Origin of the sequence: Flagellimonas lutaonensis (genome assembly GCF_000963865.1) — a bacterium.
GTDB lineage: Bacteria > Bacteroidota > Bacteroidia > Flavobacteriales > Flavobacteriaceae > Flagellimonas_A > Flagellimonas_A lutaonensis.
This window is the reverse complement of the sequence record NZ_CP011071.1, coordinates 433,760-448,086: the sequence shown is the minus strand read 5'-3', so window position 1 is coordinate 448,086 and position 14,327 is coordinate 433,760. Positions and strand designations below refer to the sequence as shown.

Annotated in this window: 15 protein-coding genes; 4 read left to right on the top strand and 11 right to left on the bottom strand. The window is 45.8% G+C overall.

Annotated elements, in window-relative coordinates:
* Positions 1-9: 9 nt before the first annotated feature.
* From VC82_RS02115 to VC82_RS02105, 3 genes are all read right to left on the bottom strand, one after another.
* Positions 10-1,038 carry a COX15/CtaA family protein gene (locus tag VC82_RS02115; RefSeq protein WP_045800911.1) on the bottom strand — a complete coding sequence of 343 codons (1,029 nt, stop codon included), beginning with the start codon at positions 1,036-1,038 and terminating at the stop codon, positions 10-12.
* The gene (locus VC82_RS02110; RefSeq protein ID WP_045803185.1) at positions 1,031-2,455 is read right to left on the bottom strand and encodes a CCA tRNA nucleotidyltransferase; all 1,425 of its coding nucleotides are present in this window, start codon (positions 2,453-2,455) and stop codon (positions 1,031-1,033) included. The genes VC82_RS02115 and VC82_RS02110 overlap by 8 nt, the downstream gene beginning before the upstream one ends.
* Positions 2,456-2,590: 135 nt before the next feature.
* Positions 2,591-3,454, bottom strand: a complete 864-nt coding sequence (locus tag VC82_RS02105; protein ID WP_052699083.1) for an ATP-grasp fold amidoligase family protein — start codon at positions 3,452-3,454, stop codon at positions 2,591-2,593.
* Positions 3,455-3,561: 107 nt separating this feature from the next.
* Here VC82_RS02105 and VC82_RS02100 point away from each other — a divergent pair, with 107 nt between their 5' ends.
* Entirely contained in the window at positions 3,562-4,380 is an 819-nt protein-coding gene (locus VC82_RS02100; protein WP_045800909.1) for a glycosyltransferase family 2 protein, read from the top strand.
* On the opposite strand, the gene VC82_RS02095 is transcribed toward VC82_RS02100, so the two are convergent.
* Together VC82_RS02095 and VC82_RS02090 are read right to left on the bottom strand one after the other, a co-directional pair.
* Positions 4,362-5,156, bottom strand: coding sequence for a glycosyltransferase family 2 protein (locus VC82_RS02095; protein WP_045800908.1), 795 nt, complete (start codon positions 5,154-5,156; stop codon positions 4,362-4,364). The two genes, VC82_RS02100 and VC82_RS02095, sit on opposite strands and share 19 nt — an antisense overlap.
* Positions 5,157-5,361: 205 nt before the next feature.
* Complete coding sequence (locus VC82_RS02090) at positions 5,362-6,177, bottom strand: 2,3,4,5-tetrahydropyridine-2,6-dicarboxylate N-succinyltransferase (protein ID WP_045800907.1); 816 nt, start codon at positions 6,175-6,177, stop codon at positions 5,362-5,364.
* Between the two features lie 99 nt (positions 6,178-6,276).
* Between VC82_RS02090 and ruvX the strand changes: the two genes are divergently transcribed.
* Genes ruvX through VC82_RS02075 form a run of 3 tightly spaced genes read left to right on the top strand, consistent with a single transcriptional unit; the run spans position 6,277 to position 7,781 of the window.
* Positions 6,277-6,687, top strand: a complete 411-nt coding sequence (ruvX, locus tag VC82_RS02085; protein ID WP_045800906.1) for a Holliday junction resolvase RuvX — start codon at positions 6,277-6,279, stop codon at positions 6,685-6,687.
* 3 nt (positions 6,688-6,690) lie between these two features.
* Positions 6,691-7,281 carry a peptide deformylase gene (def, locus tag VC82_RS02080; RefSeq protein ID WP_045800905.1) on the top strand — a complete coding sequence of 197 codons (591 nt, stop codon included), beginning with the start codon at positions 6,691-6,693 and terminating at the stop codon, positions 7,279-7,281.
* Between the two features lie 53 nt (positions 7,282-7,334).
* Positions 7,335-7,781, top strand: a complete 447-nt coding sequence (locus VC82_RS02075) for a DUF5606 family protein (protein ID WP_045803184.1) — start codon at positions 7,335-7,337, stop codon at positions 7,779-7,781.
* Here VC82_RS02075 and VC82_RS02070 read toward each other — a convergent pair.
* From VC82_RS02070 to bglX, 6 genes are all read right to left on the bottom strand, one after another.
* On the bottom strand, positions 7,763-8,197 hold the full coding sequence (locus tag VC82_RS02070) for an SRPBCC family protein (protein WP_045800904.1): 435 nt from the start codon (positions 8,195-8,197) through the stop codon (positions 7,763-7,765). The two genes, VC82_RS02075 and VC82_RS02070, sit on opposite strands and share 19 nt — an antisense overlap.
* Before the next feature lie 107 nt (positions 8,198-8,304).
* Complete coding sequence (locus tag VC82_RS02065; RefSeq protein ID WP_245615947.1) at positions 8,305-8,607, bottom strand: VOC family protein; 303 nt, start codon at positions 8,605-8,607, stop codon at positions 8,305-8,307.
* Between the two features lie 176 nt (positions 8,608-8,783).
* The gene (locus VC82_RS02060) at positions 8,784-10,400 is read right to left on the bottom strand and encodes a family 20 glycosylhydrolase (protein WP_045800903.1); all 1,617 of its coding nucleotides are present in this window, start codon (positions 10,398-10,400) and stop codon (positions 8,784-8,786) included.
* A 73-nt stretch (positions 10,401-10,473) separates the two neighbouring features.
* Positions 10,474-11,157 (bottom strand): GDSL-type esterase/lipase family protein, encoded by a 684-nt coding sequence (locus VC82_RS02055; protein WP_045800902.1) that lies wholly within the window; start codon positions 11,155-11,157, stop codon positions 10,474-10,476.
* A 5-nt stretch (positions 11,158-11,162) separates the two neighbouring features.
* Entirely contained in the window at positions 11,163-12,041 is an 879-nt protein-coding gene (locus VC82_RS02050; protein WP_045800901.1) for an alpha/beta hydrolase, read from the bottom strand.
* Between the two features lie 18 nt (positions 12,042-12,059).
* A complete protein-coding gene (gene bglX / locus VC82_RS02045; protein WP_045800900.1) occupies positions 12,060-14,309 on the bottom strand; it encodes a beta-glucosidase BglX in 2,250 nt (749 codons plus the stop codon).
* Positions 14,310-14,327 lie beyond the last annotated feature (18 nt).

The window sequence follows — 14,327 nt, the reverse complement described above, 5'->3', positions numbered from 1 at the left end:
GCAAGTAGTTTATTTGGTAAAACGGTGTAGGGTAAAGGTCATGGCGGCCAATAGAAAAAAGGCAAAGACCTGATGTACCACACCCAACCACACGGGTACGGAATAGATCAATGTGAGCACACCGAGTACAAACTGTACCAGAACCAAAACCACCAAAGCATTGACCCCACTTTTTTGATAGGGGCCCAGTGGTTTTTTATAGGCCCTATAACCGATAAAGGCTATGATACCAACAACAACATAGGCCAGATAACGGTGGATGAATTGCACGCCGCTGCGCCCTTCGACAAAATTTTTTAACAGCGGGGTTTGTTCGATATAGACTGTTTCATGCATCAATTTTCCTTCGCTCATCATAGGCCAATGGTTGTGGATGAACCCAGCATCCAGCCCAGCGACAAATGCCCCCCAGATAATTTGCACAATCAGCACGGCCAACCCTGCCCTGATAAGGTTTCGAAGGCCCTTGTCGATTTCTTTTCGCTGCGGAAACATCAGATCCAGTGCCACCCATAAGGTGTAGGCAAAAGTGAGGAAAGCGGTGGTAAGATGCGCTGCCAGTCGATAATGGCTTACATCTGGGCGGTCAATGAGCCCACTTTTGACCATGTACCAGCCCAAAAAACCTTGAAAAGCACCCAAAGCCAATAAAACCAGCGCCTTTTTTATAGTAGGTTTCGATAATTTTTTTCGAACCAAAAAATAGATAAAGGGAATGATGAACACCAAACCTATCAACCTGCCAATGACGCGGTGCAGCCATTCCCAAAAATAAATGTCCTTAAAATCCTCCAGTGTAAAGTGTTGGTTGAGCTTTTGGTATTCGGGATACTGCTTGTAAAGTTCAAATGCCGCTTGCCATTCGGCTTCGTTCATAGGGGGCATGGTACCACTTATTAGACGGTAGTTGGTAATCGAAAGCCCAGAATGGGTAAGGCGGGTGATACCCCCGACGACCACCATTATAAAAATCAGTAGGCAACCTATCAATAACCATGTAATTACAGCCTTGTTGTCTTTTTTTTGGCTTTTATTCATTGTTCTTGTGTTTTAGTCCGATTTCCGTTCCTTTTTTGAGCATATATTGGTAGGCTGCTTTGTACTCGTTGGGAATTTCACCTTCTAATATGGCCTCTTTAATGGCCTCTTTGATGATACCGATTTCTTTGGAGGGTTTGAGGTCAAAGGTTTCCATGATTTCTTCTCCGGATATGGGCGGTTGAAAGTTGCGTATCCTATCACGTTCTTCCACCTCGACAATTTTTTGGCGGACCTTTTTAAAATTTGCTAGATATTTTTTTTGTTTTTTGGGATTTTTCGTGGTGATGTCTGCCTCGCACAGGGTCATTAGTTCATCGATATGGTCACCTGCGTCAAAAATCAAGCGACGCACGGCAGAATCTGTTGCAAAATCTTCGGCAAGTACTTGGGGGCGGGAACTCAGCAATACCATTTTCTGAACAAATTTCATTTTATCGTTCAGGGGCATTTTCAGGCGTTTGAAAAGCTTGTACACCATTTTGGAACCCACAAATTCATGTGCATGGAAGGTCCACCCGATTTTTTTGTCAAAACGTTTGGTAGGGGCCTTGCCGATATCGTGCAATAACGCCGCCCATCGCAACCAAAGGTTCTCGGTGGTCTTGGCAATATTGTCTATCACCTCGAGGGTGTGCCAAAAATTGTCTTTGTGTCGCTGCCCTTCGACTTCTTCGATACCCTGTAGGGCGGTCAACTCTGGTAAAATCATTGGCAGTAGCCCTGTTTGGTTCAACAGGGCCAGGCCGATCGAGGGGATGTCGGCCATCAAAATTTTGTGCAGTTCATCAACAATACGCTCTTTTGAGACAATTTTCAACCGGTCTTTGTTCTGGCTGATGGCCTGTAGCGATTTCAGTTCAATGTTAAATTTGAGCTGTGTGGCAAACCGAATGGCCCTCATCATGCGCAGGGGATCATCGGAATAGGTGATGCCCGGGTCGAGCGGGGTGCGTATCAGTTTGCGCTCCAGGTCTCCCAGACCGTCAAAGGGATCCAACAAGTCGCCAAAGGTTGCCGCATTGAGCGAGAGGGCCAAGGCGTTGATGGTAAAATCCCTTCGTTTTTGGTCATCTTCAAGGGTACCGTCTTCCACCATCGGTTTTCGACTGTCATGGTGATAGCTTTCTTTACGTGCCCCAACAAACTCTAACTCCAGCTCGTTGTGCTTGATCATAGCGGTGCCAAAATTCTTGAAAATGGAGATTTTGGGCTTCCCCTTAAGTTCTCTGGCGACTTTTCTGGCAAGCTCGATACCGCTTCCGACGACTACGATATCAATGTCTTTTGGGCTTTTTCTGCCAAGAAAATAATCCCTGACAAAGCCACCTATGACATAACATTCCAAAGATGCGTCATCGGCAAGATTGCCGATGACTTTGAAAATAGTGTTGTTAAGTGCCTGTTTATGGTTCATGAAAGTAACCATCTGTGATGGCCATCCTTTTTTGTGACTGCAAATTTACGGCATACTACATTGCTATTAAAATGGACGGGGTATCGTATTTGACAACTGTGCCAAAATTATTATTTCAGTTGTTCATAATTATGCTTAAATGGAAGTAACAAATTTTTGACCAGATGGAATGGGTGGCAAATCAAGATAATCACCAAAAACCTTATTGTATAAATCAGGTTTAAATTCTTGACGCCCATCACCTGGGTAAAAGGTCATTTCTCCGAAGTAAATGTCTTGTTGTACAAAATATAAATCAATCCTAACGAAAGGGAAATTGTCTGCCAGAACAGTTGCCAGACCAATCATTTCATAAAGCTTTTCAGGCTTCTTGACAGTACCCTCATACATGCCCTTTTTACCCTTTGAAATGGGTAATTTGTTCCATTTCAAGTCATAGAAAGCGATTTTTGGGTCATATCCACGGTCAATATCTACTTGAATGAACTTAGGCATCCCCTTGAAACAATAAAACTTATAATCATACAAAGTCTTTTTTCCAGGTTCTTCAAGATATTTTTCAACGATTAATCTTCGAGGCACGTTTTTATAAGCCCATTCCAATCCTCCTCTATAATACTGGTTTTTAGCTAGCCACTTTCTAAATTTCAGCCGAGCCTTTGTTTTGTTAAGTTGCTCTTTGTTTTTGACAATTAGGTTAAAGTTGTACCCGTGAACCCCTTTCACCACAAACCGATTCGGCAACTTGTCAAAATTTATTTCACTGGGTTTTTCGGCAACAAGAAGCAGCTGGTTCAGGTATTTTTTCCCTATTTTTTCTGCCACATATTCCCGCACCGAATATTTATCGACCAGTTGGGTAAGGATAGGAGGCTTGTAATAAACTTTGAGCCACTGTATCTTTTGATTGAATTCCACAGGATTATCAAGGTCAAGTTTTTTTCCGGTGTAATACTCGTAATAGATTTTGACATAGGTCTCAGGTGGTAGAAATTTCATTTTCTTCAACAAGCCCAATCCGATTTTTCGAAGCATTTGGTCAATTTTACCGAAAAGCAAAGATATACTTTAGACTTTTATATTTTTGGGGTGGAAGAAGCCACGTTATGGAGAAACCCAAGATTTCAGTAATTGTTAGTACTTACAACTCAGAAGAGTGGTTGCAAAAGGTGCTCTGGGGCTTCAATTGCCAAACGTTCAAAGACTTTGAGGTGGTAATTGCCGATGATGGGTCAGGGCCCAAGACAAAAGAACTTATCAATAACATGGCCGATGAGGTGTTTTACAAGATTTGTCATATCTGGCAAGAAGATGATGGGTTTCAAAAGTCACGAATCCTTAATAAAGCCATTGTTGCCTGTAGGGCAGACTACATTATCATGACCGATGGCGACTGCATACCCCGTGAGGATTTTGTGGAAGTACATTATATCAATAAAGAAGAAGGTTATTTTATTTCAGGAGGGTACTACATGTTGCCGATGAATATTTCCAAAATGATTACTAAAGAGGATATTGAAAAGCAACACTGTTTTAATATCAACTGGTTGAAGGAGAAAGGAATACCCAAAACATTTAAAAATAACAAGCTGAGGGCAAGGGGCATTGTTTCAAAGGTCTTGAACACTTTTACGCCAACAAATGCCAGTTGGAATGGGCACAATTCTTCAGGATGGAAAAAGGATATACTGAATGTGAACGGTTTTGATGAACGTATGCAATATGGTGGACAAGACCGTGAACTGGGGGAGCGCCTTACGAATTTTGGAATAAAATCAAAACAACTTCGTTATAGTGCCGTTTGTGTGCACTTAGACCACAAGAGAGGTTACAAAACCCCGGATTCAATTGCTAAAAACCAAGCCATTAGAAAAGAAACGAGAAAGCAAAAGCACGTTTGGACACACTATGGCATCACCAAATAATAGGCCAATTCGTTTTTCTTTTCGAGCTTTTTCAGTTCCCTATATCTTTCAAGAACTCCCAGTGCGTTAAGATAGCACACGATAACTCCTTTTTTCCCATCAAGAAAACCGAGTCTAAGAAAAAAGTGATGAAAGAATTTCCATGCTGGCTTGAAGAACATGGCCAAATAATTGAAGTGCTTTTCTTTATAAAAAGCCTCTTTTGCCTTCAGCCTGCCATAGCACAACATCTTTGATTTATAATCTTCGTAACTTTTGTAGCAGTAGTGGGTAAGCTTTTCCTTTAAAATGCATGAAGAGCCATCGACCTCCAATGTTTCGTGCACCAATTTTTTGTCGGTGAACCGAACCTTACTCTTTCTGAACAGGCGGTGGTTCTTGTCAGTCTGCCAGCCGCTGAATCGCAGTTTTTCGTTCTTGAACATAAAGGTGCGGTAAAACCAATATGCCTCACAGGCTTTTGAATCGTTTATGGTATTGATGATTTCTTTTTGAAGTGACTTGGTCACTACTTCATCAGCATCCAAGAACAATATCCAGTCATGGCTAGCCTGCTTTAGGGCAAATGATTTTTGAGCTGTAAAATTTTCAAAGGGGTTTTGGATTACCCTTACTCTGGGATGACTTAACAAGTACTCGTATGTGCCATCAGTACTGTAAGAATCCACTACAACAATCTCGTCTGCAAATGAAACAGAATCAATGCATCTTTCTATATATCCTATCTCGTTATAGGTGATCACTAGGGCTGATAATTTTTGCTTTGGGGCGCTCAAATCGTTCTGGCTTTGGTTAAATGTATGGTTCGCTCTTGCAAAACTATAACAGGAAAATCGATATAAAATTGTCCATTGGACATTTTTTCCTACAAAGTTAGCTATCGACCGTTAATCCGCATAGCATCTTTTCATGGATGCAGAAAACACTTTAGGGTTGTTTGATCTTTTGATTCTTTTTTTGGGACCCTACAACGGATTTTCGTCAAACCGCCACACCATGTTCCCTTAGCGCATCATTCAAAGAGGTTTTTTTATTGGTGCTTTCTTTTCTTTTACCGATGATCAGGGCACAGGGCACCTGATATTTTCCTGCTGGAAACTCTTTGGTGTAACTACCTGGTATAACAACTGAACGCTCAGGAACCCTACCTTTGATCTCTATGGGTTCGGTGCCGGTGACATCTATGATCTTTGTAGAGGCGGTCAATACCACATTGGCACCCAGTACGGCCTCCTTTTCTACCCGCACCCCTTCGACCACAATACAGCGTGAACCTATAAAGGCATTGTCTTCGATAATGACAGGTGCTGCCTGCAACGGCTCCAAGACCCCACCGATGCCCACACCACCGCTGAGGTGTACGTTCTTGCCAATCTGGGCACAGCTGCCCACGGTTGCCCAAGTGTCGACCATGGTGCCCTCATCAACATAGGCCCCGATGTTCACATAACTGGGCATTAAAATGGTGCCGGGCGAGATATAGGCCCCATGCCTGGCAACCGCATGCGGTACTACCCGAATACCCTTTTGCTGATAGCCCCTTTTTAACGGAATCTTATCGTGGTACTCAAAAATGCCGGCTTCCAAGACCTCCATCTTTTGAATGGGAAAATAGAGCACCACGGCCTTCTTGACCCATTCGTTGATCTGCCAACCGGTTGCAGTGGGTTCGGCACAGCGGAGTTTGCCCTCATCGATTAGGTCGATTACCTCACGAATGGCCTTTTGGGTGTCGGCCTCCTTTAGTAATTCACGGTTGTCCCATGCTTCTTCTATCTTTGCCCTGAGTGCTGTCATAATTTTCCGATTTTCGGTAAAAATAAGCACTCATCCACAATAATCAGCCTAATTTTAATGGTGTAACATTTTTAGGGTTATTTTTGCCAAAAATTTGCTTTGGCACGAATAATGGCTTTGGATTATGGTAGGGTTCGCACGGGTATCGCGGTGACCGATGAGCTGCAATTGATCGCATCGGGCCTGACCACGGTCAACAGCAACGAACTGTTAAACTTTATTGAGGACTACCTGCAAAAAGAAGCGGTCGAAAAAATCATTATCGGCGAGCCTAAGCAAATGAGCGGAATTGCCTCGGAGTCTGAGGAACTGATCCAAAAATTCTTGGGCAAGTTCAAGGCCCGTTTTCCAAAGATGCCCATCGAGCGCCAAGACGAGCGCTTTACATCAAAAATGGCCCTGAACAGTATGCTGGAATCGGGAATGAAGAAAAAAAAGCGCCAAGACAAGGCACTGGTTGATGAAATCAGCGCTACCTTGATCTTGCAGGCCTATTTAGAAAGAAATTAATCTATGATTTTACCCATTGTTGCCTACGGTGATCCTGTGCTGCGGAAAAAAGCTACCGATATTGCAAAAGACTACCCCAACCTTAATGAGCTCATTGAAAACATGTGGGAGACCATGTACAATGCAAGCGGGGTGGGGCTGGCCGCGCCCCAAATAGGTAGGCCCATTCGCCTGTTCTTGGTCGACACCACCCCCTTTGCCGACGACGATGAACTGGGCGAAAAAGAGCGCAAAAAGCTGGATGGGTTCAAAAAGGTGTTCATCAATGCACAAATGCAAGAAGAGACCGGCAGAGACTGGACCTTTAATGAAGGCTGTTTGAGCATACCCGACGTGCGTGAAGATGTGACCCGAAAAGATACAATTACGTTGACCTACCAAGACGAAGACTTCAACACGCATACCGAGACCTTTGATGGCCTGCTTGCGAGGGTCATTCAGCATGAATACGACCACATCGAAGGTATTCTGTTCACCGACAAACTGTCGTCACTCAAAAAGCGGCTGTTGAAAAGTCGTTTGGACAAAATCTCGAAGGGAAAAATACATGTGGATTATAAAATGCGCTTTCCGAATATTAAAAAGGGGAGATAGCATAGTTCATATAAAACGAAAAGTATAATTTTGCGCCGCTAACTTTTATGGATATGACACTCGAAAAAATCTTATCGATAGCTGGTAAACCGGGACTCTACAAACTGTTGACCCAAACACGTACGGGTTTTGTGGGAGAATCGCTGTTGGATGGAAAAAAGGTATCGGTTGGCTTGCGCAATAATGTGAGCGTCTTGTCAGAAATAGCCATCTATACCTTGGATGCCGAAGTACCGCTGCGCGAGGTTTTCCAAAAGATCAAGGAAAAGGAAAACGGTGGCAAGACCACCGTGAGCCATAAAGATGAGAAGATAAAGTTGGAGGAATATTTCTTTGAGATCTTGCCCGATTATGACGAAGACCGGGTATATGCCAGTGATATCAAAAAAATCATCCAGTGGTACAATATTCTGCACGACAACGGTATCACCGACTTTTCTGAACCCGAGCAAGAAAACACCAAGGCAACGGACGAAAAAGGTCAGGAAGCCTCTAAATAGATTTTGAGCCTATCTAAAAAATAGTTCCAACCGGCAATGCCGCTTTCGCGCTTGAACTCGGCAATGTCTTGTGGAAAAGCTTTGAGGATTTCAAGGGTGAGCTGTAGCTGGCAATCATCGCCCGAACCGTTGATTTGAAAATGTACGACGGAGTCACCCCCATACTCGGCATACCGCCATCGGTAACTTATCTTTTCATGGGGCTTGGCCTCGGTAACTTGCCAAAGATGTGTAAATGTCTTGCCATCTGAGACCACTGGAAATTCGGTCTCAAAACCTACCACGGGCCTAAAATCAGGAATGTTCTCAAAGAACCATTGCCGCATCTGGCCGGGGTCGGTCAGGGCCTTCCACAACTGGTCTTTTGAAACTTCAATGTTTTTTTCAATAATAATGGGCGGGTCGGTGGTTTTCATGGTTCTCGGTATTCACTTATTTCAAATAGATGGCCATCGGGATCCCTGAAAAAACAACGGGTCTCAGAACCTCTTGCCAACGGGGACGTTATAAAATCGGCAACGCGTTATTGTAAGACCTGGTATGATCGAACACAGTCTTTGACGCGAATCGTAAACGATTGGCTTACTGAATTTTTGTCCATCGGCGGCATAAAATGGGTATCGGGTTTGTCTTCTGTTGGGCCACCCGGGCTGACCAGCAGCAGCCAGTTGCCCAAAAACTGCAATACCAGCGAATCGCCGCCATATTCGCGATAGATTTCAACTCCGAGCACATCTACATAAAACGATTTTGATTTTGCCATATCGGAAACGACCAAGATGGTGGTCAGGGCAGCATCTTCAAAGGGGTCAAGATTTTTGGTCATTTCCATGAATGTTCAACGTGTAAATAAGCCCATATTTATACTTTTTCATACCAAAATACTATTTATTGAGCATTTGCGATAAAGAAAAAGTATTCGTTAAATGATAATATAATTCAACAAAACCGCGCTTTTGGATCGAACCGATGCGTATCCCAAAAATTACACGGTCGGGCGCCTTAATCCTTCTCGATTTCTTTAAAAGTGTATTTATTTTCTTTCCAATCAATCAGTTTTGAGGGGTAATAATTCACGTTCATACGGTCGAGGTAGGGGGTCTGTTCGGCCAAGCGCTTTCTATAGCTCTCCCAATCGCGCTGTTCGGCAGGTGTCCATGCCAGTTCGGCATAGCCGATGGCCCGTGGAAAGGCCAGGTACTCCAGCTCGGCACTGTTGCTGATGGTCTCTGACCAAAGGGGCGCCTCAAAGCCCAAAATGCTTTCGCGTGGCAAGCCTTCGACATAGGTGGCCGGATCCCAAACGTAGGCACTGTCAACAGGTATAAAGGCCGCCCAATGCAGACCATGTTTTGAGAGTGAATCGTACTGCATGTCCAAGTAGGCCCTTTTGGCAGGCGATAGAATGATCTTTGAGCCGTTTTGGGCCGCTTTCAGGGCGTGGTGGGGCTCGTTCCAAAGGTGTACCACCGTTGAGGGGTCGATTTTGGCCTGGGCGATCTCGTTCCACCCCACCATTCGCTTGCCGTGCTTTTGCACGATTTTCTCCACCTTTTCAACAAAATGTATATAATCGTTCTTTTTGGTGGCATGGCTCTCATCGCCCCCGATATGGAAGAAGGGACTGGGTGAAATGGCCGCTATCTCTCGTACCACATCGTCTACAAAGGCGTACACGGTATCTTTACGGGCGTCGAAAGTGCTGAATCCCACATGGGTGCCCGTATAGGCACGCAACTTTTTGCCGGTACCATCCAATATGGGGTAGCTGAACGAGGCCGCATTGGTATGGCCGGGCATGTCGATTTCAGGAATGATCTGTATGTACCGTTCGGCGGCATAATCGACCAGTTCTTTAAACTCTTCTTGGGTATAGAACCCACCGGGGCCACCGCCCACCTCGGTCTGTCCGCCGACCTGGGTCAGTTTCGGCCACGACTTTATCTCAATACGCCACCCTTGGTCGTCTGACAGGTGCATATGAAACGCGTTGTACTTGTAATAGGCCAGTAGGTCGATGAACTTTTTAACTTCATCAACCGTAAAAAAATGCCGTGCCACATCGAGCATCGCCCCGCGGTATTCGAAAATCGGCTCATCGATGATTTTTCCGGAAGGAATCAACCACATGGGCCGTTCGGCCAAGGTGTCGTTGCTGGTTTCGGGAATCAGTTGCCGTAGGGTCTGTATGCCACGAAAGGCCCCCTCGGCAGTCTTTGCGTTCAGTAAGACAGAGTCGTTTTTGATGTAGAGCTGATACGCCTCGGGGTTATCGGAACCAACGGTATCGGTCTGGTTGATAAAGATGATGCGCTCAACCGTCTCATCGGTACCGCCATTTACATACAGATCAAGGTTCAAGCGGTCTTTGATCGTTTGGGCGAGAAAAACACCCACTTTTTCAAAGGCGGGGTCGGTCTGCGTAGTATAAATGGCTGTTTTGGCATCGAGGCCAAAAGCCGAATGGGTCGGTACCACTTTCAAGGGCTTGGGAATAAGGGGGGCTTCGGCCAAATCGGTTTCAGGATACGTTATTTTCTTTTTCTGTTCGCCACAGGCCGCTACCACTACAATAAGCAAAATGGCCAACGAACTTTTGAAGATGGTCGATCTCAACATGATGTAAATTTTTAATCGGTTTTTAAAACGGTATGGCACAAAGTTACACAACAGGGTACGGTACAGGTCGGTATTATTCTTTCAAATAATAATAGTTTTTTTCGGTTTTTTCAATGGTGACATGGTCTTTTAGGGCCTTGTACCAGAGTTCATACCCCAATGTGTTCATATGCAGGCCGTCTTCAACAAAGAGGTCTTTATTGACCTTTCGGTTGTTGAGCATTATACCCCAAACGTCCACAAAGTTCAGATTGGGGTTGGTCTCGGCCCACTTTTTGAGCTTTCGGTTGAGCCGTTTGTAGCGCCTGCGCAACCGCCAACGGGCAATGCTGGGTTTGGGCGATATCAGCACTATTTGGGTGGTCGGGTCCTTGGCATGAATTTTATGTGCGATGGTCTTGAAGGTCTCCACTATTTTTCGTGGTTTCTTTTTAAAGCTGATATCATTGTCGCCCTCGTAAATGAATACTTTTTTAGGACGGTATTTCAATACCAACCTATCTAAATGCACCAGTAGGTCGTAGGCTTGTGAGCCCCCAAAGCCAGAGTTGATGATCTGGTACTGCGGAAAGCGTTCTTCCAGATCGTGCCATAGGCGAATGCTCGAACTGCCCGTAAAGACAATGGTAGGCCTTGAAGCGTCCCAAAGGGTATCATACTTTTTTTCGATTGCGAGCACCTCATCCCGAAAACTTTCATTTTGCTGGGCACCCATCGAAACAAATGCAAACAGCAACAGCCAAACAAACTGCCCCATAAAAACTACGGTTTGGGTTGGGTTATGCCCTGGGCCACCGACCACTCGTAAAAACGTTCGATCCAATGGTCTGAAGGCAGCCCCTGTTTTCGCATACCGAACCCATGCCCCCCTTTGGCGTACATGTGCAGGGCTACGGATTTCTTCGCGTCAAGCATCGATTTGTAAAGCGCGACCGAACCTTTTGCCAGCCTCAAGGGGTCGTCGGTGGCACAGATGATGATCATGGGCGGGGCATCGGGTTTTGGATCTTGTACGGGCATGGCATCCGTCCACGGATATACGGGTACCAGAAAATTGGGTTTGTTTTCTTCGGAATAGTTGTAACCTACACCCATCGTGACCGCCCCACTGGCTGAAAAGCCCATAAACCCTATCTTTTCAGGATTTACACCGTATTCTGAGGCATTCTTGCGCACATGGGCAATGGCGTTCAAACCATCTTGAATGGAAATGGGAATGACCTTTGCGACCTCTTCCCTAATTTTATCAGGGTCTGACATTGACAATTGGGTGATTTCAGCGACCCCATCCTCACCTGTGGGCACCAAGCGGTATTTCAAGACAAATGCGGTGATGCCCTTTTTGTTCAGCCATTTGGCCACATCGTTGCCCTCACTGTTGATACTCAATGCGTAGAGCCCACCACCGGGGGCCACGATCACGGCGGTGCCGGTGTTGTGCTCCATCGAAGGGCGAAAAACCTGCATGGTCGGTACCGAAACATTGGTCACTACCTGCGTGTACCAAATGGGCGAATAGTATTCTTTTTCAGCACCTGCCCATACAATTCCTTTGGTATTGCCCATTGGCAGTTGAACGATTTCTTGTGCAAAAGTGGTAACTGCGGCAAAAAGGCAGATCAATACTGAAACTGGCTTCATAGTGTGTCTGTTTTTCTGTTATTTGAGGGTAAAGCTTTCCGATAACCCTTCCACCGAGCTGGTACCCACCATCACGTCAAAAGTGCCCGGTTCTACCACCCAGTTATGGGATTGATCATAAAAGCCCAATTCGGCATCGGTCAGGGTGAAGGTAACCTCACGGGTTTCTCCCGGTGCCAGCATGATCTTTTTAAAACCCTTTAATTTTTTCACGGGCTGCACAATGCTTGCCACCCGGTCGTGAATATACAACTGTACCACTTCCTCCCCCTTGACCTTTCCTGTATTGGCCACCGTTACAGAGACATTGATGTTCTTTGGGTCACTTGAATCGATTCGAAGGTCGTCGTATTTGAAGGAAGTATAGCTCAGACCGTAACCAAAAGGATAGAGGGGTTTATTGCTCTCATCGCCATAGTGTGACCAGAACACATTGGGTTGTTCGACAGGTCTTCCCGTACTGTAGTGGTTGTAATAGATGGGTATTTGCCCCACACTTCTGGGAAAGGTCATCGGCAATTTGCCACTCGGGTTGTAATCACCGAACAAAACCTTGGAAATGGCATGGCCGGTTTGGCTTCCCAAATGCCACGTCTCAAGAATGGCGGGAATGTTCGCCGCCTCCCAAGTAATAGTCAGTGGGCGACCGTTCATCAATACCAGAACGATGTTCTTGTTCACCTGGTGTACCGCTTTGAGCAGGTCAAGTTGTTTTCCGGGGAGGTTCAAGTTGGTGCGGCTTCGGCCCTCACCGCTCATAAAGCCGTGCTCGCCCAAGACCATGACGACCACTTCCGCATTCTTGGCGGCTTCCACAGCTTCGGTGATGCCTTCAGTGCTGTCGTGCACTTTTACGTGGTGCAAAAAGTCGGCCTTGTCATCAAAGATCTTGGGCCCTTGCACATAGGTGTAGTTTTTGGTGTAGGTGTGCAATCCCTCCAAAACGGAAACAGCCGTATTGTCATCAGAGGCCAATCGCCAACTGCCCAACGGACTGTTTTTGTCATCGGCCAGATCGCCGATAATCACAATGTTTTTTTGGTCTTTTGACAGAGGCAATAGGTCGTTCTCGTTTTTTAAGAGAACAATCGATTTGGTCGCCATATCAAGCGCCCCATTGAGGTGGTCTTGATGGTAAAGTCGTTCTTTTTCACGCTTTTCATTGCAATAGCGAAAAGGATCCTCAAAAAGGCCAAGTTCAAACTTCACCCTTAAAATGCGGCGAACGGCATCATCTACCCACTTTTCTTCTACTTTTCCGGCTTTGACCAAATCTACAAGATGGGTAACATAGGCGGTTGATTCCATATCCATGTCCGAACCTCCTTTTACCGCCAATTCGGCCGCATGTTCAAGGTTTTCGGCATGTCCATGCGGAACCATTTCACCAACGGATCCCCAATCTGAAATGACAAAGCCATCGAAGTTCCATTTTCCCTTGAGTATTTCCCGTTGCAAAAAGGCATCGCCCGTTGCGGGTATTCCGTTCAATATGTTGAAGGCGTTCATAACGGTTCGAACGTCTGCGTTGACCACGGCTTCAAAGGGCGGCAAAACTATATTGTATAAGGTGTTCAAACCGATATCGACTGTGTTGTAATCGCGCCCGGCCTCTGCAAAGCCATAAGCTGCAAAATGTTTGGCACAGGCCGCAATGGTATTGGGGGCGGCAAGATCATCGCCCTGAAAGCCTTTGACACGGGCCACCCCGATCTTGGCCCCCAGATAGGGGTCTTCACCACCGCCTTCCATCACCCGGCCCCATCGGGCATCACGGGAAATGTCCACCATAGGGGCAAAGGTCCAGTTCAGGCCCACTGCGGCAGCTTCTTTCGCCGCTATACGGGCCGAACGTTCAATGGCCTCCAGATCCCAACTGGCCGCTTCGGCCAAGGGAATGGGAGCCAGTGTCTTATAACCGTGTATTACGTCAAAGCCAAATAGCAACGGAATGCCCAACCGCGACTCGTTCACCACAAGCTCTTGTAGCTTTCGAACATTCTCCACACCATGTACGTTCAGCATGGATCCCACCATGCCCTTTTTAAGGTGCTCGTACTTCTCAGCGGCATTACCCTCTTTGGGCACCGGGCCCGTTACATCCCAAAAGCCGTTATATTGGTTCATTTGGCCCACTTTTTCTTCAAGGGTCATTAAATTCAGTATAGAGTCGATCTGTTTCTCAAAGTTTTGTTGGGCCATCAAAGAAGTGTTGAAAGTGAATACGGAAAAGAGAACAAGGCAGAAGGTAATGTGGTAGCGCGGCATACGTAATGGTTTTATAAA